This is a genomic window from Sabulibacter ruber, assembly GCF_017355955.1.
GTDB classification, from domain to species: domain Bacteria; phylum Bacteroidota; class Bacteroidia; order Cytophagales; family Hymenobacteraceae; genus Nibribacter; species Nibribacter ruber_A.
Map to the genome: position 1 here is coordinate 413,377 of NZ_JAFFID010000002.1, position 25,465 is coordinate 438,841.

At 49.7% G+C, this 25,465-nt stretch carries 25 protein-coding genes and 1 tRNA gene; 15 read left to right on the top strand and 11 right to left on the bottom strand.

The window, feature by feature from the left end:
• The first annotated feature begins 209 nt into the window (after positions 1-209).
• A complete protein-coding gene (locus tag JT719_RS13095; protein WP_207433785.1) occupies positions 210-1,352 on the top strand; it encodes a putative sensor domain DACNV-containing protein in 1,143 nt (380 codons plus the stop codon).
• Between the two features lie 52 nt (positions 1,353-1,404).
• Here the strand turns inward: JT719_RS13095 and JT719_RS13100 are convergent, their stop codons facing one another.
• Entirely contained in the window at positions 1,405-2,004 is a 600-nt protein-coding gene (locus JT719_RS13100) for a DUF2971 domain-containing protein (protein ID WP_207433786.1), read from the bottom strand.
• 556 nt (positions 2,005-2,560) lie between these two features.
• On the opposite strand from JT719_RS13100, the gene JT719_RS13105 reads away from it, so the two are divergent.
• Both JT719_RS13105 and JT719_RS13110 read left to right on the top strand, forming a co-directional pair.
• Positions 2,561-2,971, top strand: a complete 411-nt coding sequence (locus JT719_RS13105; RefSeq protein ID WP_207433787.1) for a cupin domain-containing protein — start codon at positions 2,561-2,563, stop codon at positions 2,969-2,971.
• Between the two features lie 349 nt (positions 2,972-3,320).
• A complete protein-coding gene (locus JT719_RS13110; protein ID WP_207433788.1) occupies positions 3,321-3,908 on the top strand; it encodes a C39 family peptidase in 588 nt (195 codons plus the stop codon).
• A gap of 84 nt (positions 3,909-3,992) precedes the next feature.
• On the opposite strand, the gene JT719_RS13115 is transcribed toward JT719_RS13110, so the two are convergent.
• Positions 3,993-4,068: transfer RNA gene (locus JT719_RS13115), tRNA-Phe, on the bottom strand.
• Between the two features lie 181 nt (positions 4,069-4,249).
• Between JT719_RS13115 and JT719_RS13120 the strand changes: the two genes are divergently transcribed.
• From JT719_RS13120 to JT719_RS13145, 6 genes are all read left to right on the top strand, one after another.
• Positions 4,250-5,602: a 4Fe-4S dicluster domain-containing protein gene (locus JT719_RS13120; protein WP_207433789.1), complete on the top strand. Its 1,353-nt coding sequence runs from the start codon at positions 4,250-4,252 to the stop codon at positions 5,600-5,602.
• Between the two features lie 129 nt (positions 5,603-5,731).
• Positions 5,732-6,505: a (Fe-S)-binding protein gene (locus JT719_RS13125; RefSeq protein ID WP_207434305.1), complete on the top strand. Its 774-nt coding sequence runs from the start codon at positions 5,732-5,734 to the stop codon at positions 6,503-6,505.
• Positions 6,506-7,026: 521 nt separating this feature from the next.
• The gene (locus JT719_RS13130) at positions 7,027-7,518 is read left to right on the top strand and encodes a hypothetical protein (protein ID WP_207433790.1); all 492 of its coding nucleotides are present in this window, start codon (positions 7,027-7,029) and stop codon (positions 7,516-7,518) included.
• 15 nt (positions 7,519-7,533) lie between these two features.
• On the top strand, positions 7,534-9,453 hold the full coding sequence (locus JT719_RS13135; RefSeq protein WP_207433791.1) for a CHU_0125 family OmpA-like outer membrane integrity protein: 1,920 nt from the start codon (positions 7,534-7,536) through the stop codon (positions 9,451-9,453).
• A gap of 412 nt (positions 9,454-9,865) precedes the next feature.
• The gene (locus tag JT719_RS13140) at positions 9,866-11,035 is read left to right on the top strand and encodes an AIR synthase related protein (protein WP_207433792.1); all 1,170 of its coding nucleotides are present in this window, start codon (positions 9,866-9,868) and stop codon (positions 11,033-11,035) included.
• 151 nt (positions 11,036-11,186) lie between these two features.
• Complete coding sequence (locus JT719_RS13145; RefSeq protein WP_207433793.1) at positions 11,187-11,873, top strand: proline and serine-rich protein 1 family protein; 687 nt, start codon at positions 11,187-11,189, stop codon at positions 11,871-11,873.
• A 450-nt stretch (positions 11,874-12,323) separates the two neighbouring features.
• Here the strand turns inward: JT719_RS13145 and JT719_RS13150 are convergent, their stop codons facing one another.
• Positions 12,324-12,791 carry a DUF4293 domain-containing protein gene (locus tag JT719_RS13150; protein WP_207433794.1) on the bottom strand — a complete coding sequence of 156 codons (468 nt, stop codon included), beginning with the start codon at positions 12,789-12,791 and terminating at the stop codon, positions 12,324-12,326.
• 239 nt (positions 12,792-13,030) lie between these two features.
• On the opposite strand from JT719_RS13150, the gene JT719_RS13155 reads away from it, so the two are divergent.
• From JT719_RS13155 to JT719_RS13170, 4 genes are all read left to right on the top strand, one after another.
• Positions 13,031-13,474: a hypothetical protein gene (locus tag JT719_RS13155; RefSeq protein WP_207433795.1), complete on the top strand. Its 444-nt coding sequence runs from the start codon at positions 13,031-13,033 to the stop codon at positions 13,472-13,474.
• A gap of 181 nt (positions 13,475-13,655) precedes the next feature.
• Positions 13,656-14,459: a tRNA pseudouridine(38-40) synthase TruA gene (truA, locus tag JT719_RS13160; protein WP_207433796.1), complete on the top strand. Its 804-nt coding sequence runs from the start codon at positions 13,656-13,658 to the stop codon at positions 14,457-14,459.
• Positions 14,460-14,751: 292 nt separating this feature from the next.
• Complete coding sequence (locus JT719_RS13165; protein ID WP_207433797.1) at positions 14,752-16,518, top strand: ABC transporter ATP-binding protein; 1,767 nt, start codon at positions 14,752-14,754, stop codon at positions 16,516-16,518.
• A gap of 123 nt (positions 16,519-16,641) precedes the next feature.
• Positions 16,642-17,166 (top strand): GyrI-like domain-containing protein, encoded by a 525-nt coding sequence (locus tag JT719_RS13170; RefSeq protein ID WP_207433798.1) that lies wholly within the window; start codon positions 16,642-16,644, stop codon positions 17,164-17,166.
• Between the two features lie 60 nt (positions 17,167-17,226).
• On the opposite strand, the gene JT719_RS13175 is transcribed toward JT719_RS13170, so the two are convergent.
• The 3 genes from JT719_RS13175 to JT719_RS13185 all read right to left on the bottom strand — a co-directional run bounded on the left by JT719_RS13175 (position 17,227) and on the right by JT719_RS13185 (position 20,533).
• Positions 17,227-18,372: an alkaline phosphatase D family protein gene (locus JT719_RS13175; protein ID WP_207433799.1), complete on the bottom strand. Its 1,146-nt coding sequence runs from the start codon at positions 18,370-18,372 to the stop codon at positions 17,227-17,229.
• A 104-nt stretch (positions 18,373-18,476) separates the two neighbouring features.
• On the bottom strand, positions 18,477-19,151 hold the full coding sequence (locus JT719_RS13180) for a hypothetical protein (protein WP_207433800.1): 675 nt from the start codon (positions 19,149-19,151) through the stop codon (positions 18,477-18,479).
• 1,211 nt (positions 19,152-20,362) lie between these two features.
• Positions 20,363-20,533, bottom strand: a complete 171-nt coding sequence (locus JT719_RS13185) for a hypothetical protein (protein WP_207433801.1) — start codon at positions 20,531-20,533, stop codon at positions 20,363-20,365.
• A gap of 139 nt (positions 20,534-20,672) precedes the next feature.
• Here JT719_RS13185 and JT719_RS13190 point away from each other — a divergent pair, with 139 nt between their 5' ends.
• Positions 20,673-20,993, top strand: coding sequence for a hypothetical protein (locus JT719_RS13190; RefSeq protein WP_207433802.1), 321 nt, complete (start codon positions 20,673-20,675; stop codon positions 20,991-20,993).
• Between the two features lie 20 nt (positions 20,994-21,013).
• Here JT719_RS13190 and JT719_RS13195 read toward each other — a convergent pair whose 3' ends face one another.
• On the bottom strand, positions 21,014-21,418 hold the full coding sequence (locus JT719_RS13195; RefSeq protein WP_207433803.1) for a hypothetical protein: 405 nt from the start codon (positions 21,416-21,418) through the stop codon (positions 21,014-21,016).
• Between the two features lie 351 nt (positions 21,419-21,769).
• Between JT719_RS13195 and JT719_RS13200 the strand changes: the two genes are divergently transcribed.
• The gene (locus JT719_RS13200) at positions 21,770-22,192 is read left to right on the top strand and encodes a response regulator (protein ID WP_207433804.1); all 423 of its coding nucleotides are present in this window, start codon (positions 21,770-21,772) and stop codon (positions 22,190-22,192) included.
• A 90-nt stretch (positions 22,193-22,282) separates the two neighbouring features.
• Here the strand turns inward: JT719_RS13200 and JT719_RS13205 are convergent, their stop codons facing one another.
• From JT719_RS13205 to JT719_RS13220, 4 genes are read right to left on the bottom strand one after another with little or no spacing between them, the layout of a single operon-like run.
• Positions 22,283-23,623: a sensor histidine kinase gene (locus JT719_RS13205; RefSeq protein ID WP_207433805.1), complete on the bottom strand. Its 1,341-nt coding sequence runs from the start codon at positions 23,621-23,623 to the stop codon at positions 22,283-22,285.
• Between the two features lie 8 nt (positions 23,624-23,631).
• On the bottom strand, positions 23,632-24,675 hold the full coding sequence (locus tag JT719_RS13210; RefSeq protein WP_207433806.1) for an ATP-binding protein: 1,044 nt from the start codon (positions 24,673-24,675) through the stop codon (positions 23,632-23,634).
• A complete protein-coding gene (locus JT719_RS13215) occupies positions 24,665-25,078 on the bottom strand; it encodes an anti-sigma regulatory factor (protein ID WP_207433807.1) in 414 nt (137 codons plus the stop codon). Before JT719_RS13215 ends, JT719_RS13210 begins: the two co-directional genes overlap by 11 nt.
• Positions 25,062-25,460: an STAS domain-containing protein gene (locus tag JT719_RS13220; protein ID WP_207433808.1), complete on the bottom strand. Its 399-nt coding sequence runs from the start codon at positions 25,458-25,460 to the stop codon at positions 25,062-25,064. The genes JT719_RS13215 and JT719_RS13220 overlap by 17 nt, the downstream gene beginning before the upstream one ends.
• Positions 25,461-25,465: the final 5 nt, after the last annotated feature.

Below are 25,465 nucleotides of genomic sequence, written 5' to 3' on the forward strand. Positions count from 1 at the left end.
GCAGATGCCTGGGTTTCAGGTTTGTGCCGTTGCCGGTAAAACAATTCAGCCGAATGGCTTGTACAGAGCAAAACTAAATGTAAGTTAGAATCTGAAAGCAGCAAGCGGTGTTCCTTTGAGATTCGCAGTAGGCACACGCTGTTTGTAGCAACAGAGAACTGCCGTTTCATGGCTACTTCTGGTGCTTTCTTCTTCAAAGAGTTTGGTACATGATTCGTAAAACCACCTATGCCGCGGCCAAGTCTGTGGCGCCCGTTATAGAAAGCCATTTTGTGCAGCATCAGGCCGAAGCCCACCAACATGGAGAGGTGCACCTGGCCCCGGTTCCGCCGGTGAAGGTGATAGAATCAATGATTGACACCGCTTTTTGGGCCAGCCTCCGCAAAGAAGAAGGGCAGTCGCCCAGGATCTCCCTGGCATTCCTGCCCCCCGACCAGGCCGGCAAACCCCTTCTGTTTGCCCAGCGCCTGCCTTTGACTTCCCAGAATTTGACCAAGCTAGCACCCGGGGTGGAACGGGCCGGCATTCATATTGGCGTGTGGCAGCAAGACGGGGAACTGTACATGTGGGGCACTACCCGTGAAATAGTCAGCTTCTGTTTTGTGCTGGATGTTTCTGAGCCGGGCCTCTTAGTAGTAAAACACCGGCGGGCCAGTGGGTTTGGAAAGTTTGCCAACGTAGCGGTGCTCAAAGGCGATGTCATCAAGATCATTGACGAAAACAGTGACAGCCTCCCAGATTGCCCCGCCGTAGTGACGTCTCTGCTGGGTTTCACCGCCCCGGCTTCCTGGAACGATTCTGTAAATGTACTGGTGCAATTGGCGGTGTCTATGCGTGCTCACGGACGGGGTGGCTCTCTGCTGGTAGTCCCCACCGGCACCGACAAGTGGAAGGAATCTATTGTGCATCCCTTGCCTTATGCGGTTTCGCCGGCGTTTTCTGGCTTAACTGAGTTAATGCACCAGGAAAAGGAAAACCGTAGCCAAAGCATCTGGCAAGGTGCCCTGCGCCGTGAGATTGATGGATTGGCCGGCCTCACTGCCATAGACGGTGCTACCATCATCACCGATCAACATGAACTACTGGCTTTCGGGGCAAAGATCGTCCGCTCAGATAGCAATGAACTGGTAGAGCAGATTGTGGTCACAGAGCCGGTATTAGGCAATGAGCCCATCATCATTCACCCCACCCAGAACGGCGGTACCCGCCATCTTTCCGCTGCCCAGTTCGTGCATGACCAACGCGATGCCCTTGCCTTAGTCGCATCCCAGGACGGCCGCTTTACCATTTTCAGTTGGGCTCCCTGCGAGATGATGGTGCACGCCCACCGGGTAGATTCGTTGTTGTTGTAATAGGTAAGAAGATTCAATATTAGTGCATCCCTTGAAGAGTAAAATTGGATAACTAGTCTTTTGATATTTCATCAACTTCTATCTGGAACTTACTTGATGACTGTTTTGCTTGGTATAGCTTCACATGTTCAAAAAAGCTCTTCTTCAATATGCTTTTTATTTCATTTTTTTGAGGATCTAACATAGCTGGGCCCAAAACAACTGAGTTAATGCACTGGGGGTTCAAATGAAGGACTCTTTCTTCTGGGGATATCTTCACAAGCCTATACTCATTCTCATATTTCCAAACAGAAAATTTTTGGCCACATAGGTCCTGTGTTTTTAAATAAAAGTTTCTAGTTATATCTATCTTAGGTATTTCTAACTGATCTATATATTTGATCTCAATAATACCATCCATGTAATTCATGAGGTATTCTGTATTGAATCCTATGCAATACCCAGTTGAGTTTTTAGCATAATGTGACCACATTAAAATGTTGTCATTATGAGGTGTTAAACAGTATATCCCTAGTTTATTCACAAACTGTTGGAAGAATGTTTCTGTTGCTTTCGTTGAATCAAATTCTTCAAATGTAAATCTATTTACATGTTCTTCAACATGTTTGTCATTATAATACTCATACCCTAGCAACTCGTTTATTCCACTCAAGACTTCAATAAAATAGTTCCTTCTAATATTTCTATCTTTTAGTAAGTTATAATTGAATGGGATCTTACAATCAAATGGATCATTGAACCAGCTAGGTGGTGATAAATAAATTTGTAAGTCTGTTAAAGTTTTCTTGCTCCAAATATCAGTCCAATCTCTGTACTTAAATAAGATCTTTGGATGGGCTCCGATTCCAGTTGTATGAGTTGGAAGCTTAGGTTTATAAACTTCTAACTTTTTCTTTCCGAATGGGACTTCGAATTCTCGGTATAGTATTTCTTATTTCATATGATATTAATGAGTTAAAAAATATTTGCTAGTTTTTCCTACTCCAATTTTCTACCATGGCCTTTTAATTAACTAAGAGCTTTGTGGATTTGGATTATTATACAATAATAGTATTACTCAGATTTTATTGGTAAAAAGATAATACAAATTATTGACGTGCTTATTAGAAATAATGTGCTAAATTAAAGTAGGAAACGGCGGCAGGCTTCGGGATCGCAGATAGTACATAGTTGGAATGTTCTTTTCTTCACCTTTTAAGAGATAAGCTATGAATACAACAGAAACACTATTGGCGCCTATGCCAGGAGCCGAGCACAGAGATGTAGGTGGCGTGCAGATGGACTTTGTGAAAGCAGGCGAGGCGCGGGTGAAAAGAGTCATCTATCGGCCGGGCTTTAAGTGGTCCACCCACATGAAGCAGATTGTAGGAACAGACCTGTGCATGCATGCGCACCTGGGTTTTCTGGCCCAGGGACGTCTCCGGATTCAATATGCAGATGGCGTGACCCAGGACTTTGTAGCGCCGCAAGCGGTGGTCATTGAGCCGGGACATGATGGCTGGGTAGTAGGAGAGGAGCCCGCTGTCTTAATTGAATTCGATTTTGAGAAAGAGACCATTAACCGGTTAGGCATGGAAACCTTTCACCACCACAGATTATTGCCCAAAGCAGAAGAGTAGATTTTAACCGCACTAGGTATACTTAGCCCCGAATGAGAGCTAAGAAAAAGAGAGGCCCGCTTCAGGAATGGAGCGGGCCTCTTTATTCTGCTGCTTGTTGGTTATGGTGCGCATAGCAAAAATAGCTTTGGGAGTTTGTACAGATAGAAAGGCTGGCTCAAAACTGGTGCACGTACCCTGAGCAATCTGCCTTTTCATTTTAGCTCAAATTTTTGAAATAAACCTTCAAAATGGGATAAGGAATAAGTACCTTAGGTGTACAGTTTTTTGCCCGCCTTTCTACCTTCTTGGTACATGTTTATTGATTGCTGGAGTCACTGAAGCGGTTGATCCTTGGGAAATCATAATCATGAAAAAGCCAATCTTCTATTTTTTGCTGCAGCTACTTGCCGTAGTTGGAGTTAACGCCCAGGCACCCAGTCGCTACTCCGTTGATATACCCAATTGTTCCAGTTTCTATGTGGCGCAACCGCAGGCAAACTGGTGCTGGGCCGCATGTAATGAAATGTTGTTAAAAGCAATTGGCATCCAGGAGACACAGCAGAACCAGATCATAAAGCTGCATGGGGAACTGGTGGATAAAGGAGCAGGAACTAACTATGAACTAGCTAAGGCCTCGCTTGCGGGCACGTACCATCTAAGCAGGACAGATGATTACATCAGCGTAGAACCGTACGTGTCGTACCTGTCGCAAAAGAACAGCAATGATTCTGAAATAATCATCAGGCAACTGAGCCGGGGCATTCCTTTGGTCATGGCAACGGGTGTCCACGGAAGAGTCTGCGTAGGCGCTGACTACGTTAACACGGGCGGAGCCATTCAATTAACAAAGTTGAGGTTCCTGAATCCTGTTCACCCAGGCAAGATGGAGGAGTTTACCATGCAAGACCTGACCAGCCAGGGGTTGATTGGTTTTATGACGGTCAACGTGCAGTAGACGCCGGGAGTGCTTGCAGAATGTGGAGAGCTGATAAAAACAAAAATCCCGCTCCATTTCTGAAGCGGGATTCTCTTTTTCTGCTGGTGGTGATGATTGGAATCGAACCAACGACACAAGGATTTTCAGTCCTTTGCTCTACCAACTGAGCTACATCACCAGCATCTTTTAGAACCAGGTTGGAGGTGTTTCGCTACCGTTCTGGTGAAAAAGTATGCAAATGTAGGAAGGCAATTTGTATTTGCAAAACTTCAGGCAAAAAAATCTTTTATACCCTTTTCAGAATACTTTGCTAAATTCGTTCGTAATAGTAGCAGTTTCTAACGCTAAACTCCCTTTCTGTGATCAGTAGTATTGCCTTTATAATTGTCGCGGTGCTTGGTATCGGTCTGTTTGTGTGGCAGATACGCAAGATAGCCCGTAACATCAACATGGGACGTGATAAGGAGATTTCCGGTGACGTATCTAAGCGAATAAATACCCTTTTATTGGTGGCTTTTGGCCAACAAAAAATGTTCAAGCGCCCGCTGCCAGCCGTGCTGCACCTGTTTGTGTACGTCGGGTTCCTGGTGATCAACGTGGAGTTGATAGAGATTCTGATTGATGGTACGTTTGGGACGCACCGGGTGCTGGGCTTTTTGGGGCCGGTGTACAGCGTGCTCATGGCCATCAATGAAATACTGGGGCTGCTGGTGATCATCGCCTGCGTTATTTTCCTGGCACGCCGCAACATCACCAAAGTGCCGCGCCTCACGCGTGGACCAGAGATGCGGGCCTGGCCTCAGATGGACGCCAACGTGATCCTCATCACCGAGATCGTGCTCATGCTGGCCTTGTTCGCGTTTAACATCGCAGATCAGAAACTTTCGCAGTTGAACGGTGTGCAGTTAGCAGGGGCTTTCCCGGTAACCTCTGGGTTGGTGAACCTGTTTGGGAGCGATGTGCAGACCCTGAAGATCATTGCTGCTACCGGCTGGTGGGTGCACATCATTGGCATTTTGGCGTTCATGAACTACCTGCCCAGTTCCAAGCACTTCCACATCATCATGTCTTTCCCCAACGTGTACTACTCCAAACTGGAGCCGAAGGGCCAGTTCAGCAACGTGGAAAGCATTACGCATGAGATCAAAGCCATGCTGGACCCTAGCTACGTGGTACCGCCCGCGCCAGAAGGAGCTGATCCGCAGAAGTTTGGGGCCAAAGACGTGGAAGACCTTACTTGGAAACAGCTCATGGATTCCTACACCTGTACTGAGTGCGGCCGCTGCACCAGCGTGTGTCCGGCTAACATTACCGGTAAGCTGCTATCGCCCCGTAAGATTGTGATGGATACCCGTGACCGCATGGAAGAAAAAGGCGAATCGCCGTTGATCTTTGCGCCGGCACACTACAAAGAAGAATCTGAGCGGGTAAAAGTAACCGAAGAGCGAACCCTGCTGCGCGGCTACGTAACACCAGAGGAGCTGTGGGCCTGTACCACCTGCAACGCCTGCGTAGAGTCTTGCCCGGTAAACATCAACCAACTGTCTACCATCATGGACCTGCGCCGCTACCTGGTGCTGGAAGAATCTGCGGCTCCGGCGGCCTTGAACGCCATGTTCAACAACATTGAGAACAACGGGGCCCCGTGGGCTTTCTCGCCAAGCGACCGCTTCAACTGGGCCGATGATTTGTTCATGGCTACCAAAAACTAGCCTCAAAACAGAATAAACCTAACGCTCATTAGCTTTTGTGCGGCATGCCGAATAAATTAGCACATAAGCACAATTTCTAATTAGCACATTACCCTGATGTCAGAGAAAAAACAGATACAAGTACCCGTAATGGCCGATCTGGCTGCCCGTGGCGAATCTCCCGAAGTATTGTTCTGGGTAGGCTGCGCTGGTGCCTTTGACGACCGTTACAAAAATGTTACCCGCGCCTTTGTGCGCATTCTGGAGCACGTGGGCATTAAGTACGCCGTGTTGGGCATGGAAGAAACCTGCACCGGTGACCCCGCCAAACGCGCAGGCAACGAGTTCCTGTTTCAGATGCAGGCCATGACCAACATCGCCACGCTGGACGGTTACGGCATTAAAACCATTGTGACGGCTTGTCCGCACTGCTTCAATACCATCAAAAACGAATACCCTGCCTTGGGCGGAAACTACGAGGTAATTCACCACTCCACGTTTTTGCAGAACCTCATCAACGAAGGCAAAGTGAAGATTGCCGGCGGCGGTGAGTTCAAAGGCAAGCGCATCACCTTCCATGACTCCTGCTACCTGGGCCGCGCCAACAACATCTACGAGGCACCCCGTGAAGTTCTAGCCGCTTTGGACGCTGATTTAGTGGAGATGAAACGCAGCCGTGCCAACGGCCTTTGCTGCGGTGCCGGCGGAGCCCAGATGTGGAAAGAGCCCGAGCCAGGCAACAAAGACATTAACGTGGAGCGCGCCGAGGAAGCTATCGGGACCGGAGCCACCATCATCGCCAGCGCGTGTCCGTTCTGCATGACCATGATGTCTGACGGTGTGAAAAGCCAGAACCAGGAAGACAAAGTAAAAGTCTTTGACATCGCTGAGCTGATTGCCCAGGCTGAGGGTATCAATGCGTAGCACGTATTACGTAGCAAGACTTTTTGTTCTAAAAAGAAGCAATATTGGGCTGTTTTTTAGAAAACAGATTTGAAATAGAATACTCTGCTTCAAGTTTCTAACTTGGAGCTTGCCTTATCACAGGTTACAAACTTGCGTAGGGTTTGATCGCAAGTAGCTGTTTGGCTATGGGCATTGCGTACGACGTTACAGTGTAACGTCGCTACAGACCGGAAATGTAGCCTCGTTACACTGTAACGAGGTAGTGCAGCAGGAGAAAAAGCGTTTCAGGTTTGCTTTATGGAAAATGGGCCTAAAGCACCAACGCGAAGTCTTGATACATGATACTTGTATCTAACTGTGTCTATTTTAAATTTCCGCCCTTGTTGGTGTTATCACCAACAAGCACGAGGCCGTGAAAAGCGGCAAGAAGTAATCGTTTCAAGGCTGATTTCAGGAAATCGGGCTTAAAACAAGAATTAATAAAAAGGGAGAACCGTGTTTCTTGATACGCGTGTCCCAAACACTAGCAGATTACCAGAATGTACGTTCCTTTTGAACAATTACCGCCGTATAGCCGCATCTGGGTGTACCAGATCAATCGTCCGCTCGCCCCAGAAGAGGAGGCGGAGATGAACCAGCGGCTGCAGGATTTCGTAACGGAGTGGAGCAGCCACGGCCGTGACCTGCAGGCATCTTTCAGCATCAAAGAACACCACTTTTTGTTTTTGGCTACCAATGAGCAGGTGGCCTCGGCCAGCGGGTGTTCCATAGATAAATCAGTAGCGTTTTTAAGACAATTAGAGCAGGAGTTTAACGTTCAATTATTTGATCGTACCAAGTTGGCGTTCAGGGAGCAAGACCAGGTACGGACGGTGCCCATGTCTGAGGTAAAGGCCTTGGTAACCGCCGGGGCACTCTCGCCTGATTCTCTTTATTTTGATACCTTAGTTCCAACCGTGGGAGAGCTGCAGAACCAGTGGCCCAAACCCGCGAAAGATACATGGCTGGCTCGCTATTTTCAGAGCCAATAACGCGTAGGAAAGCACATGATGCGACATAAAACCCTTGTACTGGCTTTGTCTCTGGCAGCAGTGGCGTGCGGACCGTTCCGCAGCTCTGTCCAGAAAGGCAATAAAAACTTTGAGAAAGAAGAGTACCAGCTGGCCATTGATCACTACCAGGCTGCGTTGAACAAGGGTCGTACGGGAGCGGAGGTGAATTTCAAGTTGGCCGAGGCGTACCGTTTGTCTAACCGCATGCCGCAGGCCGAGCAGTACTACAAAGCCGCCCTGGATGCCCGTAAGAACGAGGAAACCATGTTCCGCTACGGCATGGCGCTCAAGGCCAACGGCAAATATGAGGAAGCCGCCACCCAGTTGCAGAGCTATCTGGCGGTAGCTTCCAACAAGACGTTCATCAGGCTGGCGCAGCGCGAAGTGGAGAACCTCAAGCAGGTGGCCTCTATTGCGAATACGCCAACGTATCGGATTGTAAAACCGGTGCCGGGCACTAACTCGGCGGCGTCTGAGTTTTCGCCCATCGTGCTCAACAACGAGCTCATTTTCTCTTCTACCCGCGAAGAAACCAAATACAAAGGCAACGGCGAAGGCTTCCTGAACCTGTACGTGGTGCCTATGGCCGATACCGGCAACACCACCGCCACGCAGGTGAGGCCGTTTGCCGCAGCGTTGAACGCCCCTGAGGTGCATGATGCCTCCCCGGCGTTCACCAACGAGGGCCGCACCATGGTTTTTGCCCGCAGCAATACCGGCAAGAAAAGCGGAACCGCCAACGTTGACCTGTACATCTCACAATACAAAACCGGCGAATGGTCTGAACCCCGCATCGCCAGCTTCAACGACCCGGTGGCCTGGGATGCCTCACCCGCGTTCTCGCCCGATGGCCGTACACTGTACTTCTCCTCAGATCGCCGCGGCGGCCAGGGTGGCCGTGATATCTGGAAAACCACTTTGGATGCCGGCGGGCGTTTCTCCCGTCCGGTAAACCTGGGCCCTGAAATCAACACGCCGGGCAACGAATCCTTCCCGTACGTAGGCCCGGACAGCACCTTGTATATCGCTTCAGACGGGCATCCTGGTCTGGGCGGACTGGATATCTTCCGTGTGAGCGGAGACTCCGTAATCAACTTGGGGGCGCCTATCAACTCCATTGGTGATGACTTCTCCATTCTGATGACGGGGGAAGACCAGGGACTTTTCGCTTCTAACCGCGGAGGTGGCCAGGGCGGCGATGACTTGTACTCGTTTGTGAAGCGCCAGCCTAAACTGGTGAACTTCTTCGTGGACGGCCGCGTGCTGGAGCGCAACGAGAAAGGCAACACCACGCCTATGCCCAATGCCCGTGTCACACTGCAGAACGCGCAAGGCGTGAAAGTGGAAGAAGTCACCGCCGATGCCAAAGGAGCCTTCACGTTCCGGCTGGATTCGGCCAGCGTATATTCCGTGATTGCTGAACGGCAGGGCTATTTCGCGGCTCGTCAATCGGTTATCACGCAAGGCAAGACGCCGCCACAGTCGCAGTTGACGCAACCGGTGACAGATATTCGGCTTACGGCTACGCTCACGCTCAGCAAGATTGTGCGCAACAAGGCCATTGTGGTAGAGAACATCTTCTATGACTACGATAAAGCCAACATCCGCCCAGATGCGGCAGTGGAGCTGGATAAACTGGTACAAACGCTGGTAGACAACCCGACGATTACCATCGAGCTGAGCTCCCACACCGATAGCCGCGGCGTGGACATCTACAACCAGGATCTGTCGCAGCGCCGTGCCCAGAGTGCCGTGGATTACATCATCTCCAAAGGCATAGACCCGAAACGCATCACGGCCCGCGGTTACGGCGAGTCAAGACCGGTCATCCGGAACGCTAAAACAGAGGCCCAACACCAGCAGAACCGCCGCACCGAGTTTAAGGTGACCCGCATTGACGAGCCAGGCCAATAGAATTAAAGTCAGCTTACTAACCACCGCTGGCGCGAGCCTCTGGCTCGTGTCCGCAGGTATTCCTGAGGGTTTCGATTCACACCCTCAATTTGTCATCCTGAAAGGATCTTGTGAGCGAACGGTACTAGCGCTGGAATAAACGTTTTTCAAGTTCGCCCACAAGATCTTTCCAGGATGACAGCAGAGGGAAGATGTAATTTCTAAAATGCGTGCGGACACGAGCCGGAGGCTCGCGCCAGCAAAGGGCGGGATAAAACACCGGGTAATCTGTTACTCAACTATAAATACCAGAAGAAAAGCCTCTCAGAACCGGGAGGCTTTCTTATTTTTGCCCCGCAAAGGGCGGCTCCTTGGTTTGGGGCTGTTTTCTTGAAATCAGGCCTTAAACGGCATTAAATTTATCCTTCCCGCCATGGAAAACCGGTATCTGCAGCGCGGCGTGTCCGCCTCCAAAGAAGATGTGCACAACGCCATCAAGAACATAGACAAAGGCTTGTTCCCCAAAGCGTTCTGCAAAATCATCCCAGATTTGCTGGTGGGCGACCCGGAGTACTGCAACATCATGCACGCCGATGGGGCCGGTACCAAGTCTGCCCTGGCCTACCTGTACTGGCGCGAAACCGGCGATATCTCCGTCTGGAAAGGCATCGCGCAGGACGCCATTGTGATGAACACTGATGATCTGCTGTGCGTGGGCGCAACCGAGAACATTTTGCTGTCTTCTACCATCGGACGGAACAAGAACCTGGTGCCCGGCGAAGTGATTGCCGCCATCATTAACGGCACTGAGGAAGTCCTGCAGATGCTCCGCGACAACGGCATCGGCATCTACAGCACCGGGGGTGAAACCGCTGATGTAGGCGATCTGGTGCGCACCATCATTGTAGACAGCACCGTGACGGCCCGCATGAAGCGCGCGGACGTGATCTCTAACCACACCATCCAGCCCGGCGATGTGATAGTAGGCTTTGCGTCTTACGGACAAGCCACGTACGAGAGCGAGTATAACGGCGGCATGGGCAGCAACGGGCTTACCTCGGCCCGGCACGATGTGTTCGCCAATTACCTGGCGCAAGCCTACCCCGAGAGCTTTGACCCCGCCGTACCGTCTGACCTGGTATATTCCGGCGCCTGCAAACTCACCGATGTGAACGAGGAAACCGGCTTAACCGTGGGCAAACTGGTGCTGTCACCCACCAGAACGTACGCGCCGCTGGTGCAGGCTATTCTGAAAGACTACCGTTCCCAGTTGCACGGCATGGTGCATTGCAGCGGCGGGGCGCAGACCAAAGTGCTGCACTTCACCCAGAACGTGCACATCATCAAAGACAACCTGTTGCCGGTGCCGCCGCTGTTCAGGCTGATCCAGGAGCAAAGTAATACCAGCTGGCAGGAGATGTACAAGGTCTTCAACATGGGCCACCGCCTGGAGCTATACGTGCCGCAGGAAATTGCGCAGGACCTGATCAACATCAGCCAATCGTTCAACATTGACGCGCAGGTGATAGGCAGGGTAGAGACCAGCGAGAGAAACGAGCTCACCATCCAGAGCCCGTACGGCCAGTTTTACTACGAAGGCTAAGCCGCCAAAATAAGTAACCAAAAAAGGGATTCCTTTCTGTTTTAAAGCTGTTTCTCACAAAACGGCCTTGAAACGGAAAGGAATCTTTATTTAAATATAGGTTTGGCACAATATTGGATTTGGGTCAGTATATCACTTATCCATTACCGCTATGAAACGAATCTACTTTCTCGGTTTTCTTTTGCTATTCTTCGCCCAGGCTTTGCAGGCGCAGATAGTTCCTGAAGCGGCCATTCTGGTGGAAAGCCAGCGCGGCGAACTCTTTCAACTGGCCGTAGGAGGACGCATCATCAATCCGGTGGCCTCTAACCGGGTAGCCGTGGATCATCTGCCTGCCGGAAGGCACCAGCTGAACATACGCGTGCTCATGCGCGGCCGCAGAACCCAGAACCTCAACGCCGGGGTGATCTTGTCTGCCAACTACGAGACAGTCTTTGTACTGGAGCCGTCGCGGCGGGGCTTTCCTTTGGTGTTGCGTAAAGTAGAGGAAGTTCCTTTGTCTCGCCCGGTGCCACCCGCTGATTCTTATGGCCGTGATGTGTGCCGGTACGTGATGGAACCGGAAGACGTGGACCGCGTGCTTCGGTTCATGAAAGAAGAAGGCTTTGACGATCGTCGGCTGGAAATTGCCAAAGGCGAGATCAAACTGGCAGGCGGCATCATGACCGAGGATTTATACCTGCTCATGAAAGCCCTCAGCTTTGAAGACCGCAAGGTGGCTCTGGCTAAATTCGCCTATGACTATGTCTGTGACCGAAACAAGTTCAGTCGCGTGTTCGATGCCTTTGATTTCTCCAGCAGCAAACGCGAAATGCAGGATTTCCTCTATAAACGATAAGTTTGTAGGAGCTAGTTCATGCCAGATAGAGGAATGAAGAAGACAGTTATTGGTAGTACATTGCTAGGAATCATAGGTCTCCTGACCCGGCTTTGGGTTGGGGTCTACCATCATGACGAATATGCAGAAACGCATATATTTATAAAACATCGACCCATTTGGCAGTGGACATTCTACTCCCCAATTGGAATGAGCAACCATCAACTAGACGACCTAACCGAAGAACAAAGAAAGGAACAGCTTCTCTTTGAGGAATTTATAAGTAGCAAGGGGATGAGCAGATAACGCTGAATTCACTTTTGATTACTCTTCACACAGTTCACATACAAAATCACAAAACTGGCTTAAAAACAGAATGGGCTCCGTTTACCTAAACGGAGCCCATTCTGTTTTGAGTTGGTACTTGGGAGGCTAGCAGAAGTCTAATCTCTAACGTCTATTGTCTTTTTCTTAGCGAAGACGGTCCATGGAGCGAACTAGGTCTTCGTCGCGCTTGATGAAGCGGTTGGCCAGTACGTTCAGCAGCAAGCCTACAGCCGGGAAGTAGAAACCAGACATGTATTCGCCTTCCTGATCGGTTTTCACCAGGTCTTCGCCTACGTAAGAAGAGAAGTAGAAAGCGCAACCCATGAGGGCGGCCATCACCAGGGAGTTCAGCAAGCCCAGTTTCATTTGGGTCAGGCGGCTCTTGTACTGGAAGATCTCATACAAGGCAATGAGGGCGGCCACACCGGCCAGAATAGCAATTACAATGGTGTTGTTGGTGGCGGCACCATTGGCGGGGCCTAATTTGTAAGCGTTCAGGATATATTCCTGACCATCGGCGGGGTTGGTTTTAGACCAGATCGGCACAAAAAACATGGTCACCATGGCTACTACAATCAGGAACAGGAAAACGCTCTGGATTCTTTGTATCATCTTAAATATGTGTTTCAGTATGAACTGCAAAACTACACAAAACTTGTTAATCCGTGCTGCTTCCCGGGGCTTAACCGCCGGAGATTGCTGGTGGAAAAAAGCAGAAGGTATAGTCTTGAAAAAGAGTAGGTTACTAAGGAAAGGCTAGTCAGGACGGTTTCCTGCTTAGGTTTTCCCTGATTCACGGCCTATTTTGGCACGAACGTTGCAAACCAGAGTTATACCTAAACCTTAGAAAAATGAAACGGTTAGCCCTATTCAGTTTAGCAGGATTGCTGTTGTTTGGAAGCCAAGAGGCCTCGGCGCATACCTCAGGTACCGCTCAGGTGGAGGTGATGAAAAACAGAAAGTTCTCCAACGCCGAGAAGAAACGTGCCAAAGCCATTGCCAAAGCCGCTAAAACCGATGAAAAGTATCAGCGGGATTTAGCCAAGGCCAAAGCAAAGTATGAACTGGACCAGAACCGGCTTAAACTGAAGTATAACCGCAAACAGCACCAACTCAGCGACCGGTACGCCAGGAGAGGCAGCGCCAACGGCGAGTTTGAACGCGCCCAGGCTGAACTGAAAGCCGATTACGAGCGTGAGCAACAATCCCTGAAAGCCCGCTACGAGCGCGACCGTGACCAACGGCAAGCCAAATGGGAGAAGGCCAGAAGCGCTTCTTCCCTGGTGATGTTGTAAGCCAGCGCTGTTGATTTATAGATCCTCAATCGGTCTCCTGCCAGGGACCGATTTTTTTGTGCCTATGAGAAATCAGTTGTTTTAGGGCTTGTTTCGAGAAAACGGCACTGAAACAGCGTCACTTTCCCCGCAGATACCTCTGAATTCCAAGACTCAGCAGGTTATTGCGTATCTTTGCATCATGCGGTATTTTCTTGAAGTGACGTATGACGGGACCCGGTTCCACGGGTGGCAGGTGCAGCCTAATGCCCTCTCGGTGCAGGAGGTGCTGGATGACTGCCTGCGCAGGGTGTTCCGGGTGCCTCAGGTAGAGACCGTAGGCAGCGGCCGCACCGATACCGGCGTACACGCCACGCAGCAATGGGTGCACGTAGATCTGCCACAGGTGCTCCACCCAGAGGAGATGCAGTACAAACTTAACCGCATTCTGCCTTCAGACATTTCTGTGGGCGAAGTTCGGGCGGTGGGTCCCGAGGCGCACACCCGTTTTGATGCTATTAGCCGGACCTATGAGTACCGTATCACGCTAAAGAAAAATCCGTTTCTGGTGCGGCACGCCTATTACCTTTCCCGCCCGCCCGATGTGGCCGTCATGAACCAGGCTGCGCAGGCATTGTTGGAGCTTGAAGACTTTACCACCTTCTCCAAAGTGAAAGGCGATACCAAGCACTACCGCTGCACCATCACCGAGGCTTTCTGGCGCCAGGAGGGCGATCTGCTCATTTTTACCATCAAAGCCAACCGTTTTCTGCGCGGCATGGTACGGCTGGTGGTAGGAACCTTGCTGGACGTGGGCAAAGGCAAACTGACGGTGCCGCAGTTCAGAGAAGTTATAGAAAAGCAAGACCGAAGCCTGGCCAGCGGGGCCGCTCCCGCTGAGGGGCTGTTTCTTCACCGCGTAGAGTATCCGCAAGGGTATTTTGAGCAGCAACAGGCACTGTTTGACCAGGAGGCGAAAGCCCTAAAAGAGAACGTGGAAAAATAAGTCCCTTGTTTTTAACCTGTTTTCAGGGAAACGGCTCGTAAACGTGTCTTCTTAGAAATACTTCTAAGTAAGCTAGACCCTAAAAGTTTAGCACGGGCTTAGCCAAGGGCAGAAATAGGCGTAAAGAGAGATGCGCGGTTTGTTGCGTACTTTTGCCAGCCAAAACAAAGCGCGTTTTCAAGGTGTTTCCGTAGAAACAGCCTGAAAATGAGCGAAGAAAAAGAAGTGTTGCACCTGCGTGGGTCTGTTCTACGTTAGCAGTAGCAGCAATCAGTAATTAGAGATTCTATACATGAGTGAAATAGGAGGCAGCAAAACCGGAAGTGCATTTGACTGGGAAGTGCTGCGGAAGATATTCAGGTTTGTGAAGCCTTACCAGAAGGTGTTCTATCTGGTAGTTTTTTTAACGGTTGCCTCGGCTATTCTAGCAACCATCCGGCCGTTCCTCATCCAGGAAATGGTGGACAAGCAGATTCTACAGTACAACTGGCAGGGTGTGAACCGCATGTTCATGTGGCTCATTGGCTTGCTGGTGGCCCATACGGTGGTGTCATACTTCCACACGTATTTTGCGGGCTGGCTGGGGCAGTACGTGGTGCGTGACATTAGGGTGAAGTTGTATGAGCACATCCTCAAACTTCGGCTCAAGTTCTATGACCGCACACCCATCGGTACGTTGGTGACCCGTAACGTGAGCGACGTGGAGACGCTCTCCGATGTGTTTTCAGAGGGACTGGCCGCCATGATTGGCGATGTGTTGCAGCTGCTCTTCATTCTGGGCTACATGTTCTGGATTGACTGGAAACTCACGCTCGTGAGTCTTTCCATGTTCCCGCTGCTCATCATTAGTACCTATATTTTCAAGGAGAAGGTGAAAGCCTCGTTCCAGGAAGTGCGCGGGGCCGTGGCCAAACTGAACGCCTTTGTGCAGGAACACCTCACGGGCATGATGGTGGTGCAGATCTTCAACAACGAAGAGCGCGAGATGAAGAAGTTTGAGGCCATCAACAAAGAACATACCCGCGCCAACATCAAATCGGTGCTGTATTACTCCATTTATTTCCCGGTGGCCGAGGTGATTGGTGCGGCCGGAACGGGTTTGTTGGTGTGGTACGGGGCCAAAGGCGTGATTCAGGACACGGTAACACTGGGCTCACTCATCGCCTTTATCATGTACATTGGTATGTTCTTCAGGCCCATCCGCCAGATTGCCGACCGCTTCAACACGCTGCAGTTGGGTGTGGTGAGCTCAGAACGGATCATGCGCCTGCTGGAAAGCCAGGAGATGATCTCAGACTCGGGTACGTATGCGCCTAAGACCATCAAGGGCGGCGTGGAGTTTGAAAAAGTATGGTTTGCTTACAATGAAGAGGATTGGGTGCTGAAAGGCATTTCGTTCCAGGTGCAGCCGGGGCAAACGGTGGCGCTAGTAGGGGCCACGGGAGCCGGTAAAACCTCTATCATCAACCTGCTGAGCCGTTTTTACGAGATAAACAAAGGCACTATACGGGTAGATGGCCGTGATGTGAAGGAGTATGACCTGGAGGTGCTGCGCCGTCATATTGGGGTGGTGTTGCAAGACGTGTTCCTGTTCTCCGGCACCATCGCCGATAACATCAGCCTGGGCAACAAAGACATCACCGAGGAGCAGATGTGGGAAGCCGCCCGTCTGGTGGGCGCCGATAAGTTTATTGAGCGCTTGCCGGGTGGTCTGTACTACAACGTGATGGAGCGCGGGGCTACCTTGTCTGTGGGGCAGCGGCAGCTGATTTCGTTTGTGCGCGCCATGGTGTATGACCCTAAAATCATCATCCTGGACGAGGCTACTTCTAGCGTTGACTCAGAGACCGAGGAACTGATCCAGTTCGCTATCTCACAGCTGATGCAGGGCCGTACGTCCATCGTGATCGCGCACCGCTTGTCCACCATCCAAAAAGCCGATAACATTATTGTGCTGGACCGCGGTGAGATCAAAGAGAGCGGTACGCATGAGCAATTGCTGCAGACCGGTGGCTACTACGCCCAGCTGCACGAAATGCAATACAAGAATTTCGTATAATCGCGGGCTGTTTCAGAGCTGTTTCCTTAAAAGCAGCTCTAAAACGCACGTGTCAGAGACAGGGGCAGATCAAGGCTGGCAGGTTTGTTCCTGTTCAAACCAAAATCAGAGAAGAGAGAATAAATGAGAACCAAGAAGTACCTTATCGGGTTGGCGGTGATTGTGGGGCTGGGATTAGTGGTGTACACGTACATGGGCGGCTTTGCTGAGGTGAAGGTCTCGCAGGCAACCTCGTCCCAGCTGCTAATTGCCGGTAAATATTATGAAGGGGAAACCGATGCCGAGGCGTTGGGCCAGATTTACCAGGAAGTAGGAAAAGCTGTGGAGGAAAAGAAGCTGACCGGCGATTTTGCCGGGATTTACTACAACAACCCCAGCCGGGAAGCCAAAACCGTGAAGGCTTTCATTGGCGTTGCCGTGAAAGATACCACCACGTTGCCCCAGGGCTTCAGTGTACGTGTGGTACCCGCCGGCCGGCCGGTGCTCAGAGGTGAGTTGGAAGCTAGTATCAACATTGCCCCCCGTCGCATTTACAGCGCCCTTTTTGATTACGAGAAAGAAAATAAGATCAAGCTGAAGGAGTTCTACGTGGAACGTTTCCCGCAAGACGCGCCCGCCGTGATTGAGGCAGAATTGGCGCAGAAGTAACCTCCGTTTTAGACCTTATTTTCTGCAAAGACCCTTAAAACAGCACCAGCGCCTGTAGAGCTACGGCTTTGCAGGTGCTGGTGCTGTTTTGCTGGAAGAAGTTTTGCGGAGCGGTTGAGAGCCCACATTAGTTTTGCTGATGTCTGGCTTTGGGGCAGGCAGCGCGTATTCTACTTTCACCAGTTGGTGCAGTTCATTGTTCCGGCCTCTTATCTCAAAGTCTACCACGGCCGGGGTCTGGTCCCAATGGAAGCGCATAACCGCAAAGTTGAGCTTGTCATGCATCTGGCCTACCCGGTTAGCGTTGGGTTCATTCACCAGGCCGCCCATCCAGTAATGCGTAAGTCCGCTGGTGGTTAAATCATAGATAGGGTAGGGCACGCCTGGCCAGGAAATTTTGGAAAGCTCCGCAAAATGCCGGTCGCCCGAGAGCAGAATCACGTTGGCGGCTTTGGTTTTGGCAATCAGGTTGAAGAGCCTTTCCCTTGATTTGGGGAAATTGGCCCAGCGCTCATAGCCGTGCTCGTTGGCAATAATCTGCAGGCCGCTCCCAATCAGGTGGAATTGTGCTTTGCTGTTTTTCAGCTCCCGTTCCAGCCAGCGCCACTGGGTTTCGCCCAAGATATCGGCTTTGCTGTTGGGGTGATAGGTGGGTTCCTTGCCTTGCAGCGAGTCCCGGTGGTAACGTACATCCAGAAGTAGCACTTTCACTTGCTGGCCGGGTGGCCCGTAGGTATGGGCGCTGTACACGCCCTTTTGTTTCCGGCGCGGACTCTGCAGGGGCTCGGCCATAAAATCCCAGAACAGTTGGGCGCTCTGGTTCTTGAACTTGTACTCTTTGCCGGCGTTGTTGCGTCCATAATCATGATCATCCCAGGTACCAATCACGGGTACGTTTTGCACCAATTGCTGGTAGTCGGGCTGCTGAAGCTGCTTCTCGTATTTGGCTTTGAGTACCCGCATGTCATCGGTGTCGCCGTAGATGTTGTCGCCCAACCAGATCCAGAGCTGAGGCTGGTTCTTCAAAATCTCGCGCCACAACGGCTGATCCCGGTCCTGAGAGTTGCAGGAACCCAAGGCAATCACCGACAGGGGAGTGTTGGAACTGGCCGGTGGTAAAGATTCCAGGTGGCGCTCGGTATCAGCGGAAGAACAGGAAAACAGAAAGGCAAGAAAGAGGACAAGCCAGGTTCTAAGGAGGTGCATACGCCTACCTACGGCAGGGCAGCGGCTTGGGATGCGGGGGGGTAGCAGGCAAAAAGAAACCCACAGCGGGGCTGTGGGTTTGTGGTTATGATGGTTTGCAGTTGTTATTCAGCGGCAGTTCGGCCCAGGTAAAGGGAGATGCCTAAGGAGACATTGCTTAACCCAAAGGCAACATCAAACCCTCTGGATTTGAATGGTTCAGAATCTTCCGGTTCACTTTTTGAACTGTAATATCCGGCCTTTCCTAAAGTTACTTCTAATCCGAGTGTTTGGGTGGGGAAGAATACCAGGCCTGGTGAGAGATTAACTCCTAATTCCTTATAGGGAGTAGTTGAAGGTGTAGAATTGGGGTAAGTACTTTCATACTTTGATTTTCCAAATGAGTAATAAGCAGATCCTTGACCAAAGAAAGCAACCCGATTCCCTATCGGCTTATATAACCGAATAAAAGGACCAACTGAATATTCATTCTGAGTGTTTTCATCAACATACTGATTCATTTCATTTCCTCCTGGAATGTAATTTGTATTTGTATAACTGCTTGAGGTTCTGGAATAGGAAGTAGATACGCCTACTGCCAAATTAGGAGAAACGAAAAATCCCACCTGTGGACTAATCGTAAAAGTGTTTTGCTCAACTTCTCGGGTGGGTGACATTGGAAGTTTATGGTTGTTTGAACTAAAGCTTAAATAGCCAGAAACAAGGGTTTTCCCGAAGTCTTGGGCAGAAGCTAGAAATGGTGCGCTAGCAAAAGCAGCAATCATCAAAATTCTTTTCATGGATTAACCAGGGGATATAAGTGAAAGTTAATAGTCTGTATTAAGCATAGCTGCTTCCTATATAGCAAATACTTTATAAATCATTTTCCAGACTAACGAGTAAAATCTAAGATTATTTAAGAAAAGGAATAAAATCTTATATCATTCATTAAGAATGAAGGTTTTTTGCACAAAATGAATCTAAAAGCAAGGGCAATAAAATTAGTAAGTAGCTGATGAATACAAACCAGTTTCTCAGCATAAGAAATAGAATTTCTCTTTCTGGCAAGTGCAGAAAAGCAGCATAAAAAAGAAGGACCAGCTTTGGGGCTGGTCCTTTCGTTTGTAAGCGTGGCTTGCGCCGGATATATAGCTAGCCCCATATGGGGTACAATTTCTGGGGTTAACGGGTGTTCATAATCCGGAAGGCTTCTGCCCGGGTAATTTCTTTTTCCAAGAGCAAAAGATCATTTGTATTTACTATCAAGAGCTTGAATTGATCTTTCAGGTCATGATAGTAAATCAACATGGTTAGGTCTTCATAACCACGTCTGAATATCTTTCTGGCCTTGGTCTTCAAATTATACAGTTCCAATTTAATCCTCCTGAGTTTTTCCATCATGACTCTCTACCTCCCCTCTGCTAAGAGCTTATAAAGTAGTTATACTTAAAAATAAAGAGTCAAGTTACTGCATCAAATGTAGATTTAAATTGTATTTTAACTAATATTTACTTGGTGTAGATATTTGTAATACGTTGCTGTTCTTGTTTTTGATGCGTTTTTATGAAAAATGATTGATTAGCTAGATAGTCTTTTTCTTGGATGAGTCTGTCAGTATAAATAACGATGTCTATAAAATAAGTATTGTACCTCATCAACCTATATGAGAAGAAAAAGCAGATTATTATTACAAAAGACCAACTTAGTAGAGTACAAAAACATTTAATCGAAAACTGCTAAAATTATCTGCTTTGGATAATGGTAGTCTTGCATGTAAGTTAAAGCAGAAAGTTTTCTCTCATGGATGCTTCATTGTTTAAGACTTCTGTAAATGCGTGGGAAAACACTTGGCGTAATTCAGCAGAAGCAGAGAGGAAAGGAGTAAGGTTTTAGGCCCGGTAAGAGAAGACCTACCGAAGAAACTGTGGGGAAAAGAGAGAGGAGAACAAAACCGCCCAGGCACCGGTGTGCAAAGTACGTCCCGATGCCTAGGGTGAATTGTTGTTGTTTGTTAGTTTTCTGAGAAAGTATAACCGCAGAAGTTATAGATCTCAGCGAGCGGGGCCACCGGTGGCAAGGTTTCTTGCAACACCAAAGGGGGGTTGTTGGTTGATACAAAACCCCATCGGTTACGGTTGCGATACTGCAACTCTTCTGGCAATTCCAGTTTACGGTGTTTCATAATGTACCTCCTGTTAATAAGACTTAATTAGAGGGCTTTACCCCTACACACACGTTTTACATTTTACACATTCATTCTCAAAGCCCGGGCAGACTAAAATCTTTGCAGATGATGTACGCCTTGGGTACTACAAACTAAAATGAAAACAAAGTCAGGACGGATTTTTACGGTAGCCTTGCTGTTATTGGTGGCCTTGCTGCACATCTTCTCCCAGGAATATGTGTCTGCATCGGCCTGGGGTAGCCTTGGCATAGCGGTGGCTCTGTCTGGAGAGCGGAAACCTGCCGGGCAAAAATCACCCAAAACCCCGCAGCAGTACCTGATGCTGTTTTTCATAGTACTGGCACCAGGGTTGTTTGGTTACCAACTCTACCACGATTTAACCGATCAGGGAGCTAACAGTCTCCCTTCCACCGCTCCCGTACTCTCAAGTAACTCTGTTTTAAGCATCAGTTGCTAAAACTATGCCAAAAACGGAGTTTAGATGTGCTTGGTCAGCTCCCTGATTCTGCTGCGCAGCTGGTCAAGATTGCTTTGTTGTTGTTTCTGTTTCTCAATCTCCTCCAATTGGTGCAGAAGCGCCTGCATCTCGGCCAGGTAAGCCGCCCGGTCTTTCTTTAAACCCACGGGCGGGGTTTCTTCGCCTCCCTTGGTTTCTGATTTGAACACGTTGCCCTCGCCGTAAATCACCCAGCGGGAGTTAAGGTCTGGTAACTGCTTCAGCAGGTCCACTAAATCATCCATACAGTAATCTTCCCCTTGCAAAATACAGCCAACGGTTTCCGGAGGCGTTTTGGTAAGCTGACTGAGCTGGTATACATCCAACTCTTTTATGCGCATATAGAAGTTTAGCCGGGCGCTGGTCTGCTGAAGGTTAATTGCCATATCTCAATGTTATTTGAAGTACGAGTAAACGGGGGCATCCGGATCTCGGTACAAAAAGAAAAGCCGTACGAGCACGATGTCTGTCCTTGGTCTTCATACGCAAGACGCATAAATGTGTTAAAGCCCGTAGCTGTTCAAGTCACCTCCTTGAACCTAAAGTCCAATGAGCTGGTTCTTAAGCCCCAAAGGCCCTACATGTTCTTTGTTGGATGAATGCGCAGAAGAAGCGGAGGTCTGTTTTTCCTCTAAGAATTAATATGTTGAAAAAAGGATTGATATTGTTTTACTATATTTGTCCGATAGACAAGCATTGTCTGTTCTATTAGCCGCTTTGTAACAAAGGTAATTTGTATGAAGACCCACTTTGAGCCGTTGGATTTGATCATGTTGGTAGATGATGATGACACCACCAACTTCGTTAACAAGAGGTTGTTAATAAAGCTTGGGGTAGCCAAGGAAATCATCGTTAAAAAGAATGGGGCAGAGGCATTAGAATACCTGCAGAGTTCTTCAAAAGAGGGAGTAGCTTACCCAGACCTTATTTTCCTGGACATCAAGATGCCGGTGATGGATGGTTTCAGTTTTCTGGATGAGTACCATAACCAGAAGTTATTCCAGAACAACAGCATGATTATCCTGATGTTGACTTCTTCGGCTAGTTTCTATGACCTGGAGCGCCTGAAGGGATACGAATCAGTGAAAAAGCACTTCTCCAAGGCTTTAACTGAGGCAGATGTAAGGGAAATCATGAACGAGTATTACCAGCAGAACTAACTGCTACAGCATATAAAAGAGAAAGGCGCAGAACCAACTGCGCCTTTCTCTTTTATATGCCTGTGGTTTTAACACCAAACTGGTGCCTGCCTAGGCGGGTTCATATTCCATAGGCCAGGTGAAGTGCATGGCGGTACCTCTTCCTGCAGACCGTACCCATACTTTGCCTCCTTTTTCCTGCATGATTTTCCGTACAATGGCCAAACCAATACCGGTGCTGTCTGGGTGGTTCACGTCATTGGTAGTTTCAAACAACTCAAAGATTTTATTCTGGTCTTCCTTCGGAATTCCCGGCCCGTCATCTTCCACTACAAATTCCCAGCCGTGGTTAGTCTGGAAAGCCTTCACCCAAATAGTGCCGTGGGGCAGGTCATGGTACTTGATGGCGTTGCTTAGCAGGTTACTGAAAATCTGCTGCAGGTAGATTTCCTCGCCAAGCACCATCGGCAACTCATCTGGCACATAGATATGGATGCCATCCGGGATAGTGAGGGTTTCAATGATATTATAAACCAGTTCGCCAACAGAGATTAGCTTCTTCTGGATCTGCTGCCGGCCCGTTAAAGAATATGCCAGTACGTCCCGGATGAGGTGCTCCATGCGCTTGATCTGTAACTGGATCATAGGCATAACTGCCTGGGCCTCTTCTTTGCTGTCTTCTTCCAGGAAATCAACCACGGCCTCGGTAAGCCCTGTGATGTTCTGGAGAGGCGCTTTCAAATCATGGGTAACGGTGTGGGCAAACTCATCCAGGGTGCGGTTTACCTTGGCTAATTGCTTGTTCTGGGCTTCGCGTTCCTGCAGCAGGGCATGGATCTCCTGGTTAGAGGCTTGCAGTTCCTGGTTCAGGTGCTGAATCTCCTGCAACTGGTACTCGGCTTCAATGGTTCTGACGCGTAACTGCTCCATTAGCTCAATGAGCTGCATGTTCTGGCGCTTGATCTCAGCGTACGGAGAAATCTCAGATTCATGATTGAAGTAATCTGCCCAGCCCTGGATAATGGCCTTGTTGATGGGCGGATGATTGGCCGGAATACGCTTCTGCAGACGTACCCGAGTGCCACGCTCAAAATCGCTGTCAATATGGAAGTGGTCTACCAGTTTGCGGGAACTGTAGATGCCCTGGCCCTTGCCAGTTGCAGAAGGATACTTGCGGTCCAGTACTTCCTGCACGTTTGGGATACCGCGGCCCCGGTCGGTTACATAGGCTTCCAGAGACATCAGTCCCCGGTTTTCCACCATGTTGAACCGGATAGATCCTTCACCCACGTGCTCTAGTACATTTCTACTGATTTCAGAAACAGCCGTTGCAAATTTGGTTTGCGCTGCTACAGGCAAACCGGTGAATTCAGAGAGTTGCATGGCCCGTTTGTAGGCCAGTACCACGTCTAGTTCATTCTGTAGTTTAATAGTAGTAATAGGCTGTTCCATGGAGAAAGCTAAGCAGTGGCTCGGACCACCACTACTAAAGTATCATCTACCGTGCGGGTATTGTCTTTGTATAGTACTGCTGCAATCAACGTAGGATCATGCCTGGTCAGTTCCGGGTACTTAGAAAAATCCCAGCGACTTTTTAGACCGTCTGAATGCAGTACCATCAGGTGGCCTGCTCCCCAACTGTATTGCTGGTCATTGATAGTGGTAGGAACGGTCATGCCCAGGGTGCCATTGTAAGACAGCAGGTTCTTCATGCCGTCTGGTAAAAACAACCGCCCGCTAATGTTCCCAATGCCACAGTATTGTACCTTGTTCTCGCCAGCGCTCCAGCGCGTGATAACGCCTACCGCTCCGCGGGTTTTCTTAATGGCGGTATGAACGGTGCGCAACATCTCAGAAGGAGTGCCTTTAGGCAACTTCTTGAACGTTTCAATGGCATTCTGCGCGGCCTGGTGGGCGTGTTCGCCGTGGCCCAGGCCATCCAGTACCATGAGGTAAGCGCCTTCCTCCGCTAACCGCAAAGCCCAGCCATCGCCGCTTAGCTGTTCGCCGGGCTTGGGGACCATCACTGCGCCTAGCTGAAACTTATGGGGGTTCTGCGCATTTTTCTTCGGGGCCATGTTTTTCCGGTAAATGCGGGAAAGAATGACCGTGCCCAGACCGCGCTGCGAGTAAATGTCAAAGAAATCTGATTGCCGTTTAATGGCGCCTAAGCCCTGGCCCATGCTCCCGAAGGTGGAGACGCCGTCTTCCATCATGCGCTCAGGATCGCGCATGCCGGGGCCGTTGTCTAAGCAGAGTACTTCTATCCCGCAGGTCTCGCCGCCTTCCAGGCATATGGGTTTTACCAGAAACTCGCCGCCTTTGGTATTGGTGTGTTTGTGCAGGTTGGTGGCCATCTCAGAAACCACAATGCTCACGCGTCCGGTATCGGCCTCAGAGAAACCGTAGCTCTCGGCTATCCTGGCAATGTCCCGCCGGACTATGTTCTGAAACGTTTTGTCTGGGAATTGTATCTGTTGGTGCGCGTTGAAATTAAAGTCCATTCTTCCACCGGGTAATTGTGACTGTGGTGCCTTTGCCGGGCTCGCTTTTGATATCGAACTCATTTACGAGCCTTTTGGCGCCAGGTAGCCCCAGACCCAGGCTTTTTCCGGTAGAGAACCCATCCTTCATGGCTTGCTGCACATCTGGGATGCCGGGCCCCTCGTCTTTAAACGTTAAGCGCACGCCCGGTATGCTGTTTTTACTTACAATTTCAAGCTGCGTCACTCCGCCTCCCCCGTACCGCAGCATGTTACGCACCAATTCACTGGCCGCCGTAATGAGTTTGGTTTGGTTTACCAGGCTCATGCCGGTTTTGGTAGCCAGTTCTTTGATGCGGTTCCGGAACAGGATCACGTCCTGCTCTCTCTGAATAGGAAGCTTCTCTTTAGATAAAACTATCATAGAGGCCTTCCTCATCGGTGTCTAGGTGGCCAATTTTATTCCGCAGCAATTCCATGCCTTGCTCTACGTCCAGGGCGGTGTGTACGCCAGAAAGGGTAAGCCCCAGTTCTACCAGCGTAATGGCTACGGCTGGCTGCATGCCTACCACCACGGTGGCAGCATCCATGATTTTGGACATAGAAGCAATATTGCCCAGAATGCGACCCATAAAAGAGTCTACAATGCTCACGGCAGAGATATCAATGAGTACGCCTTTGGCTTCTGTTTTGCTCACCATGTTGATGAGGTCGTTCTCCAGGGTAAGGGCCAGTCGGTCATACAGATCTACCTGGATGGTGACCAACAGAAAAGGCCCCATCTTGAGAATAGGAATTCTTTCCATGAAGG